Origin of the sequence: Aquimarina hainanensis (genome assembly GCF_042684685.1) — a bacterium.
Taxonomy (GTDB): Bacteria; Bacteroidota; Bacteroidia; order Flavobacteriales; family Flavobacteriaceae; genus Aquimarina; species Aquimarina hainanensis.
In genome coordinates, this window is the sequence record NZ_JBHULX010000013.1 from 173,791 (window position 1) to 195,282 (window position 21,492).

The window sequence follows — 21,492 nt, forward strand, 5'->3', positions numbered from 1 at the left end:
TGTTAATAAAAACAAAAAGGAACCGCTTTTTAGTAGTTCCTTTTTATGGAAGATAGTCTAATGATTTTATAGATTCCGATTATTTCCTAACGATACTTTTTGCACTTGCTCTTTGGTCTTTTATTTCGGTTGTTGTGTAGTGTTTTAGTGTCCGAACTTAAAAACGCACACTGATAGTTCCTTTTAGGAAAAAGGGAGTTCCGGGGGTGAAATGAATTTCCTCTGTTGCATCAACTTCATTTTGCAAACGGGATTCCGTAGCAAATTGCGTTTCATTCCAGGCGACATCAAAAAGGTTTTGAATTTGTAATCCCACCGTGATATTTTTATACTCATATCCGGCATTGAGATCTGTTACTGTATATCCTTCAGCTACGATAGAGTTGTCTTCATTTGCAGGTCTGTCATCGATAAACCTTAGTTGTGCCCCTCCATAAAATCCGGATTTACTTTTATAATTTAGACCACTTGTTACCGTGAAATCAGGAGCCAAAGGAATAAAATCTTGACCTTCTATTTCTTCTGAAGCTCTGGCATACGTATAATTGGCATCTATGTTAAAGAAAAGCTGATTTACAGGTTCATATCTCAAACTAAAATCAATACCTTGTCGATTAGTTTTGCCACTAGGCTCTACAATTCCCGCATCCCCAACATATACGAATTCTTGTTCTAAAAACAGGTACCAGTATGCTGTGTTTATCAGTAATTTGGGGATAGGTTTCCAAATAAAACCAGTGTCAAATCCGTAAGAAGCGGGTAGAATATCTGTTCCGTTTTGCGCCACTACAACGCGAGTATCATTAGAATGAAACCCTTTCCCTGTTTTAGCATACAGTTGCAAATTGTCGTTGTAATTATAGAAGATATTTAATTTGGGACTTATGATGCTTTCTGTTTGTGATTGGGTTTTATAGCTTGTTTGCAAGGCATTATTGTATTTAAAATTGAAATAATCTAAACGCAGTGCAGGGTTGATCGTCAATTTGCCAAAGGTAACATTAGCATTTACATATGCGCCAAAATTGGTTTCGTTAATAGTCCCAAATTGTATTTGATTCAGCGTTTCTCTTCGGTTTAAAGTATGGGATAATTCATTGTCAGAGCTTTGATCATTTCGAAGGCTAATCCCTGCCGAGAAACTTCCGTCAATTGTAGTGAAATCTTGTTTGTAGTCACTGTGAAACCCATAGATATTCCGTGTTTCTTTTTGTTTGATTTGATCCCCGTTGACAGGATCATCCAGAAAAAAAGTAAAGTTCGAGAACAGTTCAAAATCATAGGTGTTATAATACACCTTGTTCTGTATCGATGCATTTTCTGAAAGGGTCTTATTATAGGTGACTAATACATTTGTTCGGCTTGTCGAGCCTCCTTCGGTATCATCAATAGCGCCAAAACGCGAAATCAAACCACTGGTGACAGCGCGTTGCGGAATTTGTCCTGATGCGTCCCATGTACTGGTAAAATGTGATATGGTTATTCCGATTTTTTCTGTATCGGTTATAGAATTGGTGTACTTTCCAAAAATGTTTAAGCGATCAAAATTCTGCGAACTATCAAAATAACCATCCGTAAGGATATATTCAGAGGCGATGTATGCACTTTGCTTGTTGTTGTTTAGGAGATTAAACATTCCTAAAAAACGTTGGGTATTAAATTGTCCTATATCTAGTTTTACAATAGAAGAATTTAAGCTGTTTTTTGTTTTAAAGTTGACATACCCTGCTGTATTGAAGTTTCCTTTATCTGCATAATAAGCACCTTTTCCAAAGTCTATTTTATCAACTGTTTCCGGAATTACAAAATGTAGATCGGCATACCCTTGTCCATGAGCATGCGACACCATATTGACCGGTAATCCATCTGCTGTAATGGTAATATCAGTACCATGATCTATATCAAAACCGCGAAGAAAAATTTGTTCTGCCTTTCCTCCTCCTGCGTGTTGCCCTATAAATAATCCGGGAACTTTCTGCAAAATCTCTTGTGATGAATTTACAGGATTGGCTTGTATATCAATAGCAGTAATTACATTCAGTGCATTTAGTTCTTTACGAATCGTTATTTCTTCTAGCGTCACCAGGTTTTCTTCCAGGATAATAGTTGTTGGTTTAAAATCACTAACCACAATTGTTTTCTTTTTGTAGTTTACATGACTAATAACAAGCGTATCTCCAATAGTAACAGGGGCTAACTTAAAAGCACCTTTTTCATTGGTATGGGTGTGATGTTTATCATTTACATTAAAAATATGCGCTTCAGTAACCGGGATGTTATCTCGAGAAACGACTTTTCCTTTTAAAGATTGAGCAAAGGTTTGGTGCATACATAACATGCAAAAAAACGTAATTAGGTGCTTCATTCGAATGATTATTGATTAATTAAAGGGGTGTAATAGTAGCTGTTGTAGTGTTTTATTTCAATATATGGCGGCTCTCTGAACTGACCATTGATCCTCATAGCCCAGTTTCCATTTTAGGGAGGCTAATTCTTCATCGGTAGAAAGACATGCGTTAAGATCAGATATAATTTGTTTTCTATCCATGTTTTGTCCAATAAATACAATTTCATTTTTTCTGTCACCAAAAGTCTTGTCCCAGTTTTCTTCAATTATATCTTGATTTTCAATATATGCTACATATTGGATTCGTTTTTTAACGGGCATACTACTCCACCATACTCCGGCACTATCGGCTTTTAATGATCCGCCAGCCTGTCCCCAAACTAAAGCTTGTTCAGGCCTGGAAGCTAGCCAGAATAAGCCTTTACTTCGGATAATAGTCTCCGGAAATTCTAGTGTAAAATTAAAAAAACGTATTGGGTCAAAAGGCTTTTTTGATTTAAAAATAAAAGAAGATATTCCATATTCTTCAGTCTCAGGAGTATGGCTCGATTTTTCGAGCTCTTCAATCCAACCGGCACTCTGTTCTGCTTCTTCAAAATCGAATAATCCTGTATTGAGAATTGTTTCAGGAGCTACTTTGCTATACGAAGATTCAACGATATGTGCAGAAGGGTTTAATGAATGGATCGCGTCTTTTAAAGTATTGAGATGATCAGCAGTTATTAAGTCCGTTTTATTTAAAATAATGACATTGGCAAATTCAACCTGGTCAGCTAATAAGTCGGCGATTGTTCTATAATCTCCATCTATATTGGTAAGTGATCGATCCATTAATCTTTCTGGACTGCCAAAATCATTGAAGAAATTAAAGGAGTCTACTACTGTAACCATGGTATCGATATAACTGAAGCTAGAGAGGTCAATTCCGTTTTCTTCATCTACAAAAGAAAAAGTCTGGGCAACAGGAACAGGTTCACTGATACCTGTGCTTTCGATTAATAAATAGTCAAATCGATTTTCTTTTGCCAAACGTTCCACTTCGACCATCAAATCTTCACGGAGGGTGCAGCAAATACAACCATTGCTCATTTCTACTAATTTTTCTTCTGTACGCGATAAGGTATTTTCGTTTTTTACTAATTCAGCATCTACATTCACTTCACTCATATCATTCACAATGACTGCTACTTTTAGCCCTTCTTTATTGTGTAGAATATGGTTGAGTAAGGTAGTTTTTCCTGCTCCGAGAAAGCCACTTAAAACGGTCACTGGTAATTTATGATTCATCTATTTCTAGTTTAAAAATCACAAATGTAGAAGTATATAATCATAAATGCAACTTAGTTGCATTTGTTTTGTCGAAAGTAACATAAAGACATTCTATAGTGTGATAACTCTTATAGTCAAGAAAATGACTCTGATTACGTATAGGGGTAGCCAGGAGCCGATAAGCTTCTTTTGTTGAATAGAAGATGTATTAGAACGGTGTTTTCTATAGAGGTATATTCGCGTAGTTATAGGTGGCTTTTGGGCAGTTTGAAGGAAGGTAAAGTTTGTGATAATTTTGCAACCAAAAAAGGAGGATCTATATCATATGCGGCTTGTAATTCGAAACAAAAAAAGGAACTACTCTCAGTAGTTCCTTTTTATAGTATATAGTGTTAGGGACTTTAGATTAGATCATTTCTACAAATAACCCTTCTGCGGTTTTATGTACTTTAGCCACGTTGTTTTTGGTTAACCCTTTAATGGTTTTATCCCATTTTTTATTGCTAAGACCAGATTGTTCTTTTAGTGCATTCAGGTCAATAGGAGAGTTATCTTTTAGAAAGCTAAAGACTAATTTCTCATCATCCGTTAAGGCGATTTGCTTTTTCTCTGGTTTCATCTGTGGGAAGAACAGTACTTCCTGTATCGATTGATTATTGGTTAAGAACATAATCAGGCGATCCATTCCTATTCCCAATCCAGAAGTAGGAGGCATTCCGTATTCCAGTGCGCGTAAGAAGTCATGATCAATAAACATGGCTTCATCATCGCCTCTGTCGGCTAATTTCAGTTGTGCCTCAAAACGCTCTCTCTGATCGATAGGGTCATTAAGCTCTGAATAGGCATTAGCGATTTCTTTTCCACAAACCATTAGTTCAAAACGCTCTGTCAACTCAGGGTTATCCCGGTGTTCTTTCGTCAATGGACTCATTTCTTTTGGGTAGTCTGTAATAAATGTAGGCTGGATATAATTTCCTTCACATTTTTCTCCGAAGATCTCATCGATCAGCTTTCCTTTCCCCATAGAATCATCTACTTCGATACCCATTTCTTTTGCTGCTTCTCTCAGCTCTTCTTCTGTTTTTCCATTTATGTCAAAACCGGTAAAGTGCTTAATAGAATCTGCCATCGTTACTCGGGCATATGGTGCTTTAAAATCAATCTTATGTTCCCCAAAAGTAGCTGCTGTCGTTCCGTTTACAGCAATTGCACAGTACTCCAATAGTTGCTCTGTAAACTCCATCATCCAGTTGTAGTCTTTATAAGCTACATAGATTTCCATGGCAGTAAACTCCGGGTTATGAGTTCGGTCCATTCCTTCATTTCTAAAGTTTTTAGAAAACTCATATACTCCGTCAAATCCCCCGACAATCAATCGCTTTAGGTACAACTCATTTGCAATTCGCATATATAGCGGGATGTCCAGTGAGTTGTGATGGGTAATAAAAGGTCGTGCCGCAGCTCCTCCCGGAATAGGTTGTAAGATAGGGGTTTCTACCTCAAAATACTCCCGTTCATTAAAGAAGGTACGCATTGCATTAAAAAGCTTGGTTCTTTTGACAAAAATTTCTTTGATATGAGGATTTACTGCCAGGTCTGCATATCGCTGACGATATCTTAATTCCGGATCATTAAATTCATCATAGGTATTCCCATCTTTATCCGTTTTAGGCAGTGGAAGCGGTTTTAGCGACTTACTGAGCAAGGTGAAGTTTTTAACCAATACGGTCTGCTCTCCAACTTGTGTAAGAAACAGCTCCCCTTCAATTCCGATAAAATCTCCAATATCAAGCAGTTTTTTATAAACTTCATTATACTGTGTTTTATCTTCATCAGTACAGATTTCATCTCGATTAAAATACACCTGTATACGACCATCAGAATCTTGTAGCTCTGCAAAAGAAGCTTTTCCCTGAATACGTCTGGACATTAATCGACCGGCGATGACTACCTTTTTACCTTCCTTAAACTCCTGTTTTATAGATTTGGAAGTATGATCAACAGCGAACATTGCCGCTGGATAAGGGTTGATACCTAGATTACGAAGCGCATTTAGTTTTTCTCTTCTTACGAGTTCTTGTTCTGATAATTGCATATTGCATCATTTTTAAGCTACAAAAGTATACTATTTAGAGAATTTAAAGAAAAGCCAGCCTAAAAACTTTTAGGGAATCAAAGGATTTAAATTAATATAGAACACCTTCTTTTTTAGGAAGGTATTTTTGGGGACTTCTCTGCTTGAATTTTTCAACAAAACAGTACAGTAGCTATTCGCTCAAACCTGAACCAAAACCGTATTTTTATCAAAAAAACAAGGAGGCATTTGATGCCTCCTTGTTTCATAAGTAACCTTAGCTTTCTCGTGCGGGTTATTTACTAATAGGGGTACCGGTAGAGGTAGCCGTTTTTGGAGTGACCATTGCTTTGATTTTCAGGATTTCTTTTCCCTTTTTGGTATTGGCTGTAATGGTTACCTGCTTGTTTTGCAGATTGGGCTTTCCGTTAGAATTAAAAGCCACCAACATACTCCCTGTAGCTCCCGGAGCAATAGGATCTCTGGACCATTTAGAAACGGTACATCCACAACTTCCTTTGGCGTTCGTGATGACCAATGGAGCATTTCCAGTATTGGTAAATGTAAAGGTATGTTCTACAATTTCCCCTTCTGTGATGGTTCCAAAATCATAATTCGTTTCAGAAAAACTCATTACAGGAGCACTGACTGTCACTTCTTTGGCAGTTAGCGCAGGAGCTTCTGGAGTTTCTGTCGCACTGGCATTGTTAATACAGGAAAATAAGGACAATACAAATAGTCCGCTCATAAATACAATAGCTTTTTTCATCATGTTCAATTATTTAGGTTATTAAAAAATTAGGGCAGTCATTGGTCTTATAAGGACGCTGATACTGCGGTTATTTGTTCTAATATGGGGTTATTGAATAGGCGCGATAAGCGCTGAAATACGGGTGTTAAAATTTTTTTTGGTGATTCCTGTCGCTTTTTTTAATGCAGGGAAATAGGCTTCTTTTTTCTTTCCGCAATTGAGTAATGGCACTACGGCGGGGAATCCTTCTTCCTTCTTTATTTTCTGGACAAGCAAAGCATTGATCATATAATCTACCCGTAAGGGTTTTTTCGTTTCATCACCGAAATCTCTTCCTTCTTTATAGAGTGCAAGCCAGTCAGGATTCGGAGTGATCGCTATAAAAGTTTTGAATTTCTGTAGAATCTCTTCCCAACTATATCCCCAACTGCCGCCAAATAAGAAGGCACATCCTTCATCCACAGCTTTATGAATGCGATCAGCAGGGAATACGCGTCGTGCCCGGCTGTGCCATAGGTCATGCGGGTCAAAACTCCGATCTGTAGCAGCGAGGTATCCGTCGATAACCAAATGATGCCCATTTTCGGTAGCAGTAACTGTGTTATAGCGATACCCATTATAGTCTGCTTTATAATCGATTCCCATTAATCGCAGTACCTCATTAAAATTTTTGGCACAATACAGCGTTGTAGGAGTTTGCGTATCACTGTTCAGAATCTGATCATAGGCTTTGGCTTGTGCGGTATATGCCATGGCTTCTTCGAGTACCGCTTCATTTTGGTAGTGATAGGTATATGATTCGTGTTTTTTGGTTTTCCATAAAGCGGTATTAGATACCAGCGGAGAATAAAAATAAAACCGATCTGGTTGTTCTTCTGCCAGTAGACTAAAGACTGCCCGTAATACGGGTGTCTCTTTATGAGTTCCGACATAAGAAAACTGCAATAAATAAGTAGTCGCATCTATAAGAATGATATTATTGACATAACAATGGTAAAATGCATCCTGTTCGAATCGACGGCTTTTTTCGATATGCTTTAGTTCATCAAGCAAGGCAGAAGTAGCCAGTAAATGCGAAGGAGATATATAACTGTTTTCTCTGTTTGGTTTTTCTTTTAGACTGAGAAAAGCTTCAAAAGAATGTAGCAGTTTATGAGTGCGAATAGAATCTTTAGGGAGTCGGGTACTGGGGGCAATATGAACAGTTACTTGCGCATAAGCGGTCAATAGACTACCGGTAAAAAAGAGAATAAATAGAAAAGTTCTACACATAGAGCTTGGTTTTGAATTGTGAGATCAAAAATCAAAACATCCATGCATAATCCCAATAAAATCCGGTTTGAAAAGAGGACTAGACCCGGGTTGGAATTATAGCTACTCTTTTATTTTCAGGGATTTAACTTCTTCTCTGGAAGATACTTTTAGCTTCTTGTATAAACTGTTGATATGTGTTTTAATAGTACTGAGGCTTAAGAACAAGCTGGCGGCAATTTCTTTATTGGTCTTATCTTCGCGAATCAGTTGCAGGATTTTTTGTTCCTGTTTTGTCAGTTGATGGATATTGGGAAGCGACGTTTTCTTACGCTGTTGGAATTGATACAATAAGTATGCATTTCCTGCCAGGGATAGTAGTAATCCCGATAACAGGATCCAGGTCCATCGATTGAAAGTTTCGGGCGTTGTCAGGGGAGTTCCCCGATAGAAATCAGAGGTGATCTCGGTATCATATTGTACTGAGTAGTTTGTTTGTGGATAGTGTTGTAGTAAGCGTTCTTTTAATTCGGTGTAATAAGCGTTTTGTTTTAGGTCTTTGAGATAGTACGAGTAGAGACGATTGGACTTATCAGATAAATAAGCATAGAGATAGAGTTCTGTAAGAGGTTCTTTTTGGGCGATTCCGAATTGCTGTAATTTTTTGAACCATTTTTTGGCATTGATTTTATAATTCGCAGGACTGGAGGAATTGCCAAAAGCATAACGCATTTCATTTAATAGAGAATCTGCCTGAATAAAGGTGCTGCTTTTAAAATTATTGGAGACGACTTTGCAAAACATTTCCCGGTCAAAAGAAAAAGGAAAGGTAAGTGTGTCTGTATTTTTGGCGATAAATACAATTTCTTTTTGATGTGCACATACCCCTCTCAGGTGCGATTGTTGCTCATTAGGAGAGCAATTTCCTACATGAATTTTATAAATGTGATTGTTTTCGGGAAGGTTGTTGTCTTCAAAAGTAAAAAAACCAGTACTGTCCGGGATCACCTTTTTGATAATTTGTTCCGGATAAATACCGTGTAGCTTGCGGTAATCTTCTACCAGAGACAGGTATACATCTCCAGACCATTCGGTCGTATCAATACGACCCGAAAATTGATATTGCGCCATCAGTACCGTATGGCATAAAACAAAAAAAGGGAGCAGTAACCTGGGGTGTAATCTCATTTGTCAGCTTTTAGTGTATTGTTTAATAATGGCAGATAAAATTTACTCGTTATCCTTATCAGAGGAGTTTAGCGTATCATTTTATGAGCAATTAGTTAGCAATGATTGGGGAAGGTAAAAATTATATCCTTAATATGTAACATATTCGAGATAAAAGCTACCTATTAGTAGGGATCACTTTTGATTTTATCGTATATAGCAAGGTCGTTTTCCTTCCTGAGGGAGGAGGGTCTGTGAGTAACAGCTTTGAGATCAAAAAGTGATCAGAAAAACCCTTTGGGAATACTTTCAAAAGGGAATTTACTAATTTATCTTTTATAAAATTATGAGTATTTGGAGAGTGTTATTATCGATTTTTTTTCCCCCATTAGCCGTATTGGATAAGGGGTGTGGATCGATATTAATTGTATTAATTCTTACTGTCTGTGGATGGATTCCAGGGGTGATAGCTGCCCTGATCATCCTTAATAATCCTAAGAACTAAGGGAATTGATGCCCTGATTTTCCATACAGTTTGTCTAAAAAGAAAAGGAAAGCGATTTCCTGAGAGGGCTTATATCTTTTGGATGCTTTTTTTTCGTTCCTTTGTTATACAGAAAACACCTGTTGTTTTCTAAGCAATAAACAATCAATTACCTTTTTAGAATACATGAGAAAAATTAACATACTAATAGCAGGGCTTATCGCTTGCCTGTGCATCGGATGCCAGTTGACAGAGGAAATTCGTTTTAACGAAGACGGAACCGGGAACTATAGCCTGGGGATGAATATGTCAGAAATGCTCAAGATGGGGCAGGGAACCAAGGGGCTTGAACAACAAATGGATACGATTATCCGGTTTTCAGATATCTTAGAAGAAAAAAAAGATAGTATTGCTACGCTGAGTAAAGAAGAACAGGAGAAACTCAATACATTAAAAAATTATCAGGTGGCTGTAAAAATGGATACAGTTTCCAAGGAGTTTACTTTCAAAGTAGATTTTGATTTTAAAGATATCAGAGAGTTAAAGGATTTTGCCAAGAACCTAAAAGGAATGGGGGTTAATGAATTGGATCGAATGATTCCGACCAAAGAACAAGGAGGAAACAGAGATATGGATATTACAGCATTTACCAATTCGTTTGAGACCCGTTTTTCGACTCAGGCATTCGAGAGAAAGATTACGGAGAAGGTATACCAGAAAGCCATGGAAAAAAAGAAAAATGACACTACCACTTCTTCGGTAATGGCTAACCCTTTTTCTAAGATGATTACCTTTAAGCAGATTTATAGGTTTCCTTATAAGATAAAATCAGTAAGCAATGAGAAAGCCCGGGTTTTACCAGATTTCAAGGGAGTAGAGCTGGAAAGCTCATTCGGGGAATTAGATGCAACTCCCAGAGTGATGGATCTGAAAATAGAATTTGATCATTAAGGAAAACAAGCTACTCGACACTCAGGATTTTAATAACCGGGAGTGTTTTGATGGTAATGTTCATTTCCCAAAACGATAAAATATAAAAGCAGTCCATTGGCTGCTTTTTTTTATCATCGTACCTTTGTACTTCTAGTTACAGTATATGAATAAAAAAGTAAAGCTTCAGGATTTAGGATATAAGGATTATAAAGCGACCTGGGAATATCAGGAACAACTTTTTCAGGAGATTCTGAATATCAAAATAAAAAATCGCAGAGAAAATGCAGGTCTTGAAACACCGAATCATTTACTCTTTGTAGCCCACCCACATGTGTACACTCTTGGAAAAAGTGGAGATATGAAGCATTTGTTGATCAATGAAGAACAATTACGTGCCAAAGGGGCTACCTTTTATAAGATCAACAGAGGAGGGGATATCACCTATCATGGACCAGGGCAGATTGTAGGGTACCCTATTCTGGATTTAGATAATTTTTTTACAGATATTCATAAGTACCTTAGGTTACTGGAGGAAGCGGTAATTCTTACCCTAGAAGAATATGGAGTACAGGCAGGAAGAAGCGAAGGAGAAACTGGCGTATGGCTGGATGCAGGCACTCCTTTTGCCCGAAAAATATGTGCTATGGGAGTTCGTGCCAGTAGATGGGTTACCATGCATGGATTTGCCCTGAATGTCAATGCAGATTTAGGATATTTTGATCATATTGTTCCTTGTGGGATACAAGGGAAGGCAGTCACCTCCCTCCATGTAGAACTGGGACAGGAACAAGTAGATGAAACTGCTGTAAAAGATAGACTAAAAAAACACTTTGCAATACTTTTTGAAGCGGAGCTTGTTTCCTGAGATGTCTGGCATGTGTAGTTTTGTTTGTTTGGTAATTTGTTATTTAATTGTTTAAAAGTGTGATTGGAATACCTCTTGCTGTATACTTTATAAAGTAAATTACCTAGGGGACAAACCCGGGAGGTATTCGTGAGAAACAAATTTTTAAATTCAAGGCAAGCTCAGAGACGTACACCCTTTGGCGGTACTAATAGAAGTCATAAATACACATTTGATTTCCATAGCAAACCATCCTTTCACGACAGATACAACGGTACATACCGAGATCTCTCCTATAGATGTATCTAAATAGTAGTGAATGCATTGTCTTCTGCACTGTAGAAAATAAGAAAAGAGATTCTTCCCCTAACAGGTAAAGCCCGTATGTTAGGGCTTTTTTTGCCCCAAAAAGCCGCGTTTTCTCTTAAAAAAACAGTAAATAAATGTACAGCACTTGATTACTTGTTGTAGATCCCTTTTTTATACAATAATCAAGAGGCGTCCGGACAATTCTCCTTAAGTAACCGACTGTGTTCTATAGGAGTTTTCCTTTGTAGGAATGGTAAAAACAGGGTTTTTTTAAGTGTCAGTAAACTATTTACTGCAACTACTGCAAAAAAGTATTTTTTTAATATAATTTATGGTTTTAGCGTATATCTTTGCCGACTGATTATAAACCTGTTATCATACCTGAAAAAACAAAAAGATAATCAAAACCCTCAACCTATGTAAACAATAGAGTAGCGTCCCACTTCCCTATTACTACCTACTTGTATATATATTTTAGTAATGAATCTTTCTATTCAATAAACTTTATGAAAAAAACGTTTCTTTTATGTTCTTTACTGGTGTATTGCCTTCTGCTACAAGCTAGGCAAAATAGCCAAGCTAACCCTCTAAATGATATAGAACAGGTTTTTCCTGTTTCTCCAGAAGCAGCTTCTTTAGGGAGGTACGGTGATGTTCCTGTCAATCTTGCCACAGGGAAAATCAATTATACGATTCCTGTCTATACTATTCGCATAGGAGATTTTCAATGGCCAGTATATTTATCCTATAACTATTCAGGGCTTGTTACAGAACAAGATCATCCCATGACAGGCTTGGGTTGGGATTTAATTGCTTCAGGTAGAATTACAAGACAAGTAAGAGGTATGGATGATCAGTATGGGAATCAATCATATAAAGCTACTGCGATAATTCCATATTTACAAGGAGCTTATGATCACCTTTCTGGAACAGCAGCATATAGAGATAAACAGTATCAGATATATGATAATATAGCTAATAGAAACTTTGATGGACAACAGGATTTATATAGTATTAATGCTTCAGGGTTAGGTGGTAGTTTTGTGTTTAATGAAAAGAATGAAATTGTATTTCTACAACATAAAAATTATAAAGTTCAAAAAAATGGAGATTCTTTTACTATTATAGATGATAAAGGAATCACCTATTATTTCACTGTCCATGAGATAGGAACATATCAATATAGTGTCGGACCTGAATCTGTTAATAGAAGTGTTCCTGTAAGTTATCTGTTAACACAAGTACAACTGCCTAATAATAAAGGGAGTATTTATTTTGAATATGTTTCAGGAGGAATCTATAGAAAAAAAGTCTATTCAGAATCAAAGACAAAAGATGGGGCTACAGGAGGAACTCCGCCGGTTATAGTAGATTATAGGGAAAGTTCATCGAGTCAATATTTACTTAAAAAAATACGATTTCCTAATGGAGAAGTACGATTTGATATTTCTTCAGGAGGCTTAGATCAGGAAATGCCTGTTCATACTTTAAATAAAGTTTCTGTATGGGATAAGACCCAAGAAATAGTAAGTTATAACTTGAGTTATAATGATCCGACAAAAAACAGAAAGACATTATTAGGCATAACAAAAGATAAAGGAATTGTCCAAACCCCATGGTATCAATTCGAATATCATCCTTTTCCTAATAGGTTACCATCCTCTTCTAATTTCAAATATCAGGATGCCTGGGGGTATTATAATGGAAACGCCAGTTCTCTTTTATCGATAGAAAATAGAATAATCAACTACCAAAAAACACTTTCTGGAGCTTTAAAAAAGATAATTTACCCGACACGCGGATATAGTTTGATTAATTATGAGCAAAACAGGGTGCCTTCAACATCACCTGGGATATCGGACTTTTATACATATTCCAGAAATAAAACGATCTCTAAACGTGTAAAAGCAGGACAAGGACATAGAAAAACAATTGATACGATAGTAACGATTCCTTCAAATCAAATTATAGAAGTGAATATGGGGGCAAGAATGTATCTTTACGATCCTAACAATCCTGCTACAACTCCCAACATTGGATTGCAAGGGGCAGAAGCAAGTATTGAAATAGCGTGTTTAGATTGTATTAACCCTTCTCAATTAATAGGGGGAGTACATATAACAGGAGAAGATACTGGGGCGCAATGCGAAGCTACTGGTTGCCCTAGTAATTATTCAAAAACAAACCCTGTTGTTTTTAGAAGTGTTTCCCAGGGAGCTAGAATACGTATACGAGGATCTATTTATGCGCCTGTAAAAAGAGAAGTTCAAGTAAACTTTTCTATAAAATATGAAGAGTTGATTAATCAGGTAGGAGAACGTTATAGTTATGTAGGAGGTGTGCGTGTAAGAGATACTGAAGATTGTGATAATAATGGTAATTGTAAAAAGACTCGTTATAAATACAAATTAGCAGATGGAACAGAAAGTGGTATTTTAACAGGAGCTAGACCTGTCTATAGTTATACAACCAGCTATTTTGATGGGATAAACCGCAGTGTTCTAAAAACACATACAGTAAGTAATAGTATGAGAGATTTTGCAAGCTATCAGGGAGCACCTGTTCTTTACAAGCGAGTAGAAAGTATCATTGAAACAGGTGAAAACGGAAAAGAAGTTCGTCATTATTCACTAGCTACTAACAACTACACTGGTTTCCCTTTTGTCACGACACTAAATAATGATTGGAAAAAGGGTCATCTTCTTAAATTAGAAGTTTTTAAAAGAAAAAATGGAGCATTTGTTTTAGTAAGAGAAACGACTAATCAATATGAAGAGTTCTTCCCCTATGGCAAAGGTAAGTTTAGTAGTATGAAGGCATATGGAATGTTAGTTGGAAAACATTATTATTCTAATACATATGGAGATCCCCGTCATTATAATGAAAATTATTATATCGATTATCCTAAAGAATATCGTCTAGTTGAAACACGAACAAAGGAGTTTCTGGAAAATAAAACAATGGATAGACAAAGTTCTTATAGCTATGATACGCCATATGGGCAATTAAAAAAACAAGTTACTACCGATAGTCAGAACAATGAGATTAGTTCAACTTACTTATATCCATATGATAAGGCTGGGGCGGTTAATAATGCATTACGACATCAAAATCGAATCAGTACAGCAATAGAAGTTAGCACTGCTAGGAATGATGAGCTGCTACAGACGCAAAGTACTGAATTTAAAAATTGGGAAAATGGTCTTTTGTTACCCTCTTATACTAAAGTTGCCAAGGGCAATAAAGAAGCCGTAGTAACTCTGCGATACCATCGATATGATGAGACAGGAAATCCAATTGAAGTTTCCAGAGAAAATGGAAGCTCTCAAGTACTTATTTGGGGATACCAAAATCAGCTTCCTGTTGCTAAAATCGAAAATGCGAGCTATAATGATGTAGCTCCTTATGTAGCAAACCTAAAAACAGCATCAAATGCTGATACAGATCACTGTCGTCAGCCGGGTTGTAAAGAACAACTCCTTAGAGAAGCACTTGACAATGTAAGAGAACAACTTCCTGATGCCATGGTGACTTCCTATACCTATGATCCGCTTATAGGGGTTACCAGTATCACTGATCCCCGAGGAAATACAATCTATCATACCTATGATGCTTTTAGCAGACTCTCTTACACCGAGGATCACAACGGTCATGTGCTTCAAAAATATTCATATAATTATGATGGGGAAAAGGAAGCTATTTATGGAGCTTTTAGTATTGCAATTGACGGAGAAACTCAAGTACAATTAAATAGCTCAATACAGTATAGAGCTTCAGTGACAAGAAGTAATGCGAGTGATCGTTTTATCTATACCTGGTGGGTGGATAATGTAGAGGTTTCCTGTGGGGCGCAATCACAGATTAATAAAGCCTTTAATCAAGTTGGAAATCATCAGATACGTCTTAAAGTAGTAGACACTCAAACCAAAGAAGCAAAAACGGTCTCTAAAAATATAGAGGTTGTATATCCTGTTGTGCAAACTCCTGTAGTCATAGCTAGTGCCACATACACGATTAAAGGAACACCGGTTGTTTTTACCACTACCAGTGGAGGAGGTTCTGGTAGTTTTCGCTATCAATGGTATGTTAATAATAGTTTGCAGGATAATACAGCTGCTCGTTTTGATTTTTCTAATAGTACAGCAGGGACTTATTCTGTGTATAGCAAAATAACAGATACAAAAACAGGGATTTCTAAAAACAGTGCTATAAAAAAGATATATACCTATACTCCCTTGAGTACTTCTAAGGTAACCACTTCAGAAACGGCAGTGGTACAAGGAACTAAGGTAACTTATAAAGTTTCAGAACTTAATGGTGGATCAGGAGATTACAATTATAAGTGGTATGTGAACAATAGTTTGCAAACGATCAATAATCCAATGTTATCCTATACGCATACTACTACAGGAGCTTTTTCTGTATATGTAAAAGTGGAAGATGCCAAGGTAGTAAACCATACTAAAAATAGTACCACTAAAGAACTAAATGTATATAATAGTTTGACTACTCCTAAACTGATTTCCGATTATACACACCTGGAAAAGGGTACTACTATTACCTTTACTGCTTCAGGGATAAATGGAGGCTCTGGTTCTAGAAGAAATGAGTGGTATATTAATAATACCAAACAAAGCGATACAGGAATCAAATTGGTAGAAGTATTTTCTAATACGGGAACATATACCATTAAGTATCGTGTAATAGACACTAAGATATCCGGGCACTTTAAAGAGAAAAGCAAAACAATCTATGTGTATACTCCCTTAAACAGGCCAACTGTAAGTGCGAATAAAACCCATATCATAGAAGGGAACTCTATCAGGTTTACTACTAATGGTATAGCAGGAGGATCAGGACATCGGACGTATAAATGGTATGTGAATAATCAGTTGCAATCTGCTACAGGAGTTCATTTTGAGAAGAGTTTTAGTACAGATGGAACTTATACTATTAAGTTTCTGGTGCTTGATACCAAAACAGGAAAGTCTATTGAGCGATCACGAACTATCTATGTATACAATCCTTTAAATACAGGGGCTATTTCTGTACCATCAACTACTACTGTTAATAATTCAGCTTCTTTTAACATTAACTCTACAGGGGCAGGCGGTTCTTATACATATACCTGGACAGTTAAAAGTAATTGGAAGACGCATACCAGTACATCTAAATCATTTAACTTGAAAATGAATTACGATTATTACGGGACAAATATAAAAGTAAGCTGTAAGGTTTTAGAGGTTAAAACAGGGGTAAGCAAAACCACCAGTAAGACTATTATAGTTAATGGGGCTCCCCCACTTGGAGGAAGTTTTTCTCAAGAAACGATACACAATAATCACTATCATCAAGATTATATGATAGAAGCTATAGTCTCAAATGGGTCTGGTCATTATTCTTATACTTGGTATAGGGATGGGGCAGTTGTAAGAAATAACCCTTATGGTCCACAAAAAATTATGGTGGAGCTAAATTGTGATAATAAGTCTGATGGACTCAAATGTGTAATAAGAGATGAGCGTACTCAAAAAACAAAAACCATAGAGAGGTCATATAATTTTACAAGGTCTTGTAATGGAGGAGATATCCCTCACTAAAATTTAAAATATGAAAAATAAATATATATATAGCTTGTTGGTATTATGGTTTGCTATAGGATTACAAGCACAGGAAGCACTCTCTGATAAGAACTATGTTTATAGTATTGTCCCTCAGTTTGCAGTGACAATTGCAAATCTGGAAAACAGCAATTGTAATACGGACACAGCCGAATCCATTAAACAGATTACCTATTTTGATGGTTTAGGGCGTCCGATTCAGCAAATCGGGATCGGGCAATCTCCCAGTCATAAGGATATTGTAACACATATCACCTATGACAGCTATGGAAGACAGAGCAAACAGTATTTACCCTTTGTATCCACTACTGCTACCGGAGCCTATAAAACGGTGAATGTGGCTACAGATATTGATGCATATTATAAAAGTAACTACCCGCAGGATTTTACAGGCACTAGTGTTAATGCTTATTCAGAAAGTGTTTTTGAAGCCTCTGCTTTAAACCGAGTGATTAAACAGGCAGCTCCGGGAACAGCCTGGAAAGCTAACAGTGAAATCAGTGCCATGGCAGCTGATCATACCATCAAAACTGACTGGGCAACAAATCAGGCAGATATTCCCTTGTTTGAAGTTACATTTACAACTGGGGATACTGAAAAACCAGTACTTCGTAAAAATGGAAACTATGCTCCCAGTCAATTGCTGGTTACCATTATCAAAGATGAAAACTGGACGAGAGCTGATGGAGATAATCATACCACCAGAGAATATAAAAACAAGCAGGGACAGATAGTTCTAAAAAGAACCTATACTGTATCAGAAGCACATGATACTTATTATGTATATGATGTTTATGGGAATTTAAGTTTTGTACTTCCTCCCAAGGTAGTTGTTAGTGATGGGGTGTCTGCTACAGAGCTTGCAGAATTGTGTTATCAATATCGATATGACGATCGAAATAGAGTTATCGAAAAGAAAATCCCTGGAAAAGGATGGGAGTATATTGTTTATGACAATCTGGACCGACCAGTATTGACACAGGACAGTTTGCTCAGAGCGGCGAATAGATGGTTGTTTACCAAATACGATGTTTTTGATCGAGTGGTCTATGCCGGTAGCTATACTGCCCCACAGGATCAGACAGCAAGACAGTTGCGCAGGCTCTTTAAAGATAAGACTACACAGCAAAACTACGAGCGAAAAACATCCCATGTCAGTGTGGATCAGGAAAACTATTATTCCAATGACAATTTTCCTACCACTGGACTGGAACTGTTGACCATTCAGTATTACGACACTTATCAGGGATTCACCAATACTCACTTAGTAACGGCTTATGGAGTAGAAAGTACGACAAAAACAAAATCCTTAGTCACAGCCAGTAAGGTAAAAGTACTGGATACAGACGCCTGGATTACCACCATTACGTACTATGATGATAAAGCCAGACCTATCTATGTCAAAACGGTAAATCCATATCTGAATACCACTGATATTATGGAGTATGAATTGGATTTTACAGGCAAGGTACTGCGTCTGAAAACTACACATACCAAAGGGAATAATACCCCCATTGTAACAACGGATGTCTTTACCTATGATCATATGGGACGTTTGCTTACCCAACAACAAAGCATTGGAACATATACAGAAACCATTGCCAGTAATACCTATGATGAGTTAGGGCAACTCATCGCTAAAAAGGTAGGGAACGAATTACAAACGGTAGATTACAGCTATAATGTACGGGGGTGGCTTACCGGGATTAATGATGTCAACAATCTGGGATCAGATCTGTTTGCCTTTGGGATTAATTATAACAGGGTGACCGAAAATGCTTCCAGAGCTGATGAGTTATACAATGGAAATATCAGCGAGACGCTCTGGAAAACTGCCAGTGACAACACCAAACGTTCCTATTCCTATCAGTATGATGATTTAAACCGGATCACTGCCGGATATGCCAATATAGGAAGTTATAACCTATTAGGAGTTACCTATGATAAGAATGGGAATATCCAGACCCTTACCAGAAACGGGCATACTAATGCTACTGCCACTGCCTTTGGAGCAATGGATAAATTAGTGTATTCCTATAATGGAGGAAACAAATTACTAAAGGTAACGGATAGCGGAAATAAAACTTTTGGGTTTACAGATGGGACTAATACAGGGGATGACTATACCTATGATGCCAATGGGAATATGACCAGGGATGGCAATAAAGGAATTACAGAGATTCAGTATAACCATTTAAATTTACCTAAACAGATAACGCTGGCAGGAAAAGGAAATATTAATTATATTTACGACGCCGCTGGTACCAAGTTAAGAAAAACGGTAACAGAGGGAGGTTCTTTAACAACGACAGATTATGCAGGGAACTACATCTATAAAAACGGAAGGTTAACATTTTTTAATCATCCGGAAGGCTATGTGGAACCTGATGGGAACAATGGATATGATTATACCTACCAGTATAAAGATCATCTGGGGAATATACGCCTGTCATATGCAGGAGTAAAAACCTATATCCAGGATGCTTTTGATCAGGGAAGTAGTGATTGGACAGGAGGTGCCTTAGAGGTAGTAGATCAAAAGTTGCATATTGATGTCAAAAACATGTATAGCGGTACTCATAAACGTATTTATGGAGATTTTACCAAGGGGCAACAATTGACCTTATCCTTTAATCTAACGATGGCTAATGAAGCAGATAAGATGCGAATTCTTATCCAGGAGTTAGATGGAAATTCAGTGAGTTTGGGATGGAAATCCTTAGGAGATGTTGGTAGTGGGACTCATAATAAAACCTATACAATCCGTAATGAAGGGGCAGCTTCTATTTTGGTGAAGATAGGATTGTCTGAGGCAAACACAGAAGTCTCTACTGTAGAATTGGATGATATTCGTTTATCGGATCGATCTGAAAATGGGATTGTGATAAAGGAAGAGAAACATTATTATCCCTTTGGGCTTGAACATAAAGGGTATAATAACGTGATTAATGGAACTCATCACCCTTATGGGTTCTTAAATCAAGAAGAAAATGAAGAACTTGGATTAAATTGGTTAACATTCCGTTACAGAAATTACATGCCTGAAATTGGTAGATTTTTTGGTGTAGACCCTATCAGTGAAGATTATCTATCTATTACAAACTATCAATTTGCTCATAATAATCCTGTTTGGAAAATTGAAATTGAGGGATTAGAAGGTACACCATCAAATGGTGCTGTAGATCAATTGAATTATGAACCTGTGGCAGGAAATACTGGTGCAGGAAGTTCTGCAATTCCAATTGGAGACGGAACAGGAAATCATGGTAGTCAACCATATAGTAGAGTTCTAGCTGTATTTTATCATGGGGGGCCAACTGGTGATGGTAATATAAGAGCTACTACAGAAGGAACAGGAGGAACTGGGGACAGATTTAATGCTACGGCATCAGCAGCTAGAAGTGCTGGTTTAGATTTTAAAGGTGCAGTTATATCACCCTCAGCAACACAAGGTCCTGGTGTTAGTACAGGGGCGTCGTTTTTAAAAGAAAATTATCAAGAAGGAGACCAAGTTATTATTTATGGTTATAGCTATGGAGGTGATAATGCCGTTAATTTAGCTGAAGAGGTTTCTGATATTCCAGTTAACACTATGGTAATAGTTGATAGTTCTGATGGTCCTTTCGGTGGCGCAACAGTTGATACTTCAATTCCTGATAATGTTGCTGACGCTTTTAATTTCTTTCAGACTAGTTTTAGTGGTGCTTCAAGTTCTTCAAGGTCTACTGGTTCATCTTCAGGTGCTACAAGTAGTAGCAGTGGAAGTAATAGTAGTGGAAGTAGTAATAGAAGTAATAGCGGTTCTAGTAACTCTCCTGGTTCTAGAGGATATAGACACTCATCAGAAGGTCGAGCAAGAGTTAGAAATGTTAATGTTTCTGGTAGCAATGTAACCCATGGTAATATTCAAACTACTGCTGGTGAACAAATTCAACAACAAATTAATCGAGCTATAAATGGTAATTAAAAAGAAATGGATATTAGCTACACTGGGTGTAGTTGTATTAGGAATGATCTTATATTTTGCAATATTCTTTATATCAAGAACTGATATTAAAAATGTTCATGTTGAAGGATATGTTTTTGACCAAACAACTGAAAAACCCTTAAGTAATGTAAAGGTTATTATCAATAACAATAGATATGAAGATGATGCAGGTAATGCAAATTATGATGAATATTTAGGTAATGATAGAATAGAGTTAAATACTAATGCAAATGGCTTCTATTCTACAGAAATTAATAAGAGTGCTTATTTGTGGATCGATTTCAGTAAAGAATCATATCAATCTAAAACTGAAGATGGTCAATACGCATCAAAGAATATGAAATTCAAAACCTATTTGAAAAAGGATAAAGATTAAATTTCCTTTTATTACAGTATTTTAAAACGCTCATCTTAACTGATGAGTGTTTTTTATTTCTACTCACTTCCCAAGAAC

At 36.9% G+C, this 21,492-nt stretch carries 12 protein-coding genes; 6 read left to right on the forward strand and 6 right to left on the reverse strand.

Annotation, left to right across the window (positions count from 1 at the left end; translation table 11 throughout):
• Nucleotides 1-157: 157 nt before the first annotated feature.
• The 6 genes from ACFSTE_RS09175 to ACFSTE_RS09200 all read right to left on the reverse strand — a co-directional run bounded on the left by ACFSTE_RS09175 (nucleotide 158) and on the right by ACFSTE_RS09200 (nucleotide 8,880).
• Nucleotides 158-2,365 carry a TonB-dependent receptor gene (locus ACFSTE_RS09175; protein WP_378253168.1) on the reverse strand — a complete coding sequence of 736 codons (2,208 nt, stop codon included), beginning with the start codon at nucleotides 2,363-2,365 and terminating at the stop codon, nucleotides 158-160.
• Nucleotides 2,366-2,422: 57 nt separating this feature from the next.
• Complete coding sequence (locus ACFSTE_RS09180) at nucleotides 2,423-3,634, reverse strand: GTP-binding protein (protein WP_378258847.1); 1,212 nt, start codon at nucleotides 3,632-3,634, stop codon at nucleotides 2,423-2,425.
• Nucleotides 3,635-4,022: 388 nt separating this feature from the next.
• The gene (gene lysS / locus ACFSTE_RS09185; RefSeq protein ID WP_378258849.1) at nucleotides 4,023-5,711 is read right to left on the reverse strand and encodes a lysine--tRNA ligase; all 1,689 of its coding nucleotides are present in this window, start codon (nucleotides 5,709-5,711) and stop codon (nucleotides 4,023-4,025) included.
• 274 nt (nucleotides 5,712-5,985) lie between these two features.
• On the reverse strand, nucleotides 5,986-6,462 hold the full coding sequence (locus ACFSTE_RS09190) for a DUF1573 domain-containing protein (RefSeq protein WP_368660067.1): 477 nt from the start codon (nucleotides 6,460-6,462) through the stop codon (nucleotides 5,986-5,988).
• 87 nt (nucleotides 6,463-6,549) lie between these two features.
• Nucleotides 6,550-7,713, reverse strand: a complete 1,164-nt coding sequence (locus ACFSTE_RS09195) for a hypothetical protein (RefSeq protein WP_378253172.1) — start codon at nucleotides 7,711-7,713, stop codon at nucleotides 6,550-6,552.
• A 102-nt stretch (nucleotides 7,714-7,815) separates the two neighbouring features.
• Nucleotides 7,816-8,880, reverse strand: a complete 1,065-nt coding sequence (locus tag ACFSTE_RS09200) for a response regulator transcription factor (protein ID WP_378253174.1) — start codon at nucleotides 8,878-8,880, stop codon at nucleotides 7,816-7,818.
• A gap of 325 nt (nucleotides 8,881-9,205) precedes the next feature.
• On the opposite strand from ACFSTE_RS09200, the gene ACFSTE_RS09205 reads away from it, so the two are divergent.
• The 6 genes from ACFSTE_RS09205 to ACFSTE_RS09230 all read left to right on the forward strand — a co-directional run bounded on the left by ACFSTE_RS09205 (nucleotide 9,206) and on the right by ACFSTE_RS09230 (nucleotide 21,414).
• The gene (locus tag ACFSTE_RS09205) at nucleotides 9,206-9,364 is read left to right on the forward strand and encodes a YqaE/Pmp3 family membrane protein (RefSeq protein WP_176027334.1); all 159 of its coding nucleotides are present in this window, start codon (nucleotides 9,206-9,208) and stop codon (nucleotides 9,362-9,364) included.
• 165 nt (nucleotides 9,365-9,529) lie between these two features.
• Nucleotides 9,530-10,294: a hypothetical protein gene (locus ACFSTE_RS09210; protein WP_378258851.1), complete on the forward strand. Its 765-nt coding sequence runs from the start codon at nucleotides 9,530-9,532 to the stop codon at nucleotides 10,292-10,294.
• Between the two features lie 145 nt (nucleotides 10,295-10,439).
• Nucleotides 10,440-11,141, forward strand: a complete 702-nt coding sequence (lipB, locus tag ACFSTE_RS09215) for a lipoyl(octanoyl) transferase LipB (RefSeq protein WP_176027332.1) — start codon at nucleotides 10,440-10,442, stop codon at nucleotides 11,139-11,141.
• A 794-nt stretch (nucleotides 11,142-11,935) separates the two neighbouring features.
• Nucleotides 11,936-17,029, forward strand: coding sequence for a hypothetical protein (locus ACFSTE_RS09220; protein ID WP_378258853.1), 5,094 nt, complete (start codon nucleotides 11,936-11,938; stop codon nucleotides 17,027-17,029).
• 10 nt (nucleotides 17,030-17,039) lie between these two features.
• Entirely contained in the window at nucleotides 17,040-21,017 is a 3,978-nt protein-coding gene (locus tag ACFSTE_RS09225) for a DUF6443 domain-containing protein (RefSeq protein ID WP_378253182.1), read from the forward strand.
• A complete protein-coding gene (locus ACFSTE_RS09230) occupies nucleotides 21,007-21,414 on the forward strand; it encodes a hypothetical protein (protein WP_378298087.1) in 408 nt (135 codons plus the stop codon). The genes ACFSTE_RS09225 and ACFSTE_RS09230 overlap by 11 nt, the downstream gene beginning before the upstream one ends.
• The last annotated feature ends 78 nt before the right edge of the window (nucleotides 21,415-21,492 follow it).

Coding starts and splice junctions, on each gene's coding strand:
- ACFSTE_RS09195 (WP_378253172.1), bottom strand. CDS start 7,713: ATGTGTAGAACTTTTCTATTTATTCTCTTTTTTACCGGTAGTCTATTG.
- ACFSTE_RS09230 (WP_378298087.1), top strand. CDS start 21,007: ATGGTAATTAAAAAGAAATGGATATTAGCTACACTGGGTGTAGTTGTA.
- lipB (WP_176027332.1), top strand. CDS start 10,440: ATGAATAAAAAAGTAAAGCTTCAGGATTTAGGATATAAGGATTATAAA.
- ACFSTE_RS09190 (WP_368660067.1), bottom strand. CDS start 6,462: ATGATGAAAAAAGCTATTGTATTTATGAGCGGACTATTTGTATTGTCC.
- ACFSTE_RS09200 (WP_378253174.1), bottom strand. CDS start 8,880: ATGAGATTACACCCCAGGTTACTGCTCCCTTTTTTTGTTTTATGCCAT.
- ACFSTE_RS09205 (WP_176027334.1), top strand. CDS start 9,206: ATGAGTATTTGGAGAGTGTTATTATCGATTTTTTTTCCCCCATTAGCC.
- lysS (WP_378258849.1), bottom strand. CDS start 5,711: ATGCAATTATCAGAACAAGAACTCGTAAGAAGAGAAAAACTAAATGCG.
- ACFSTE_RS09210 (WP_378258851.1), top strand. CDS start 9,530: ATGAGAAAAATTAACATACTAATAGCAGGGCTTATCGCTTGCCTGTGC.
- ACFSTE_RS09180 (WP_378258847.1), bottom strand. CDS start 3,634: ATGAATCATAAATTACCAGTGACCGTTTTAAGTGGCTTTCTCGGAGCA.
- ACFSTE_RS09175 (WP_378253168.1), bottom strand. CDS start 2,365: ATGAAGCACCTAATTACGTTTTTTTGCATGTTATGTATGCACCAAACC.
- ACFSTE_RS09225 (WP_378253182.1), top strand. CDS start 17,040: ATGAAAAATAAATATATATATAGCTTGTTGGTATTATGGTTTGCTATA.
- ACFSTE_RS09220 (WP_378258853.1), top strand. CDS start 11,936: ATGAAAAAAACGTTTCTTTTATGTTCTTTACTGGTGTATTGCCTTCTG.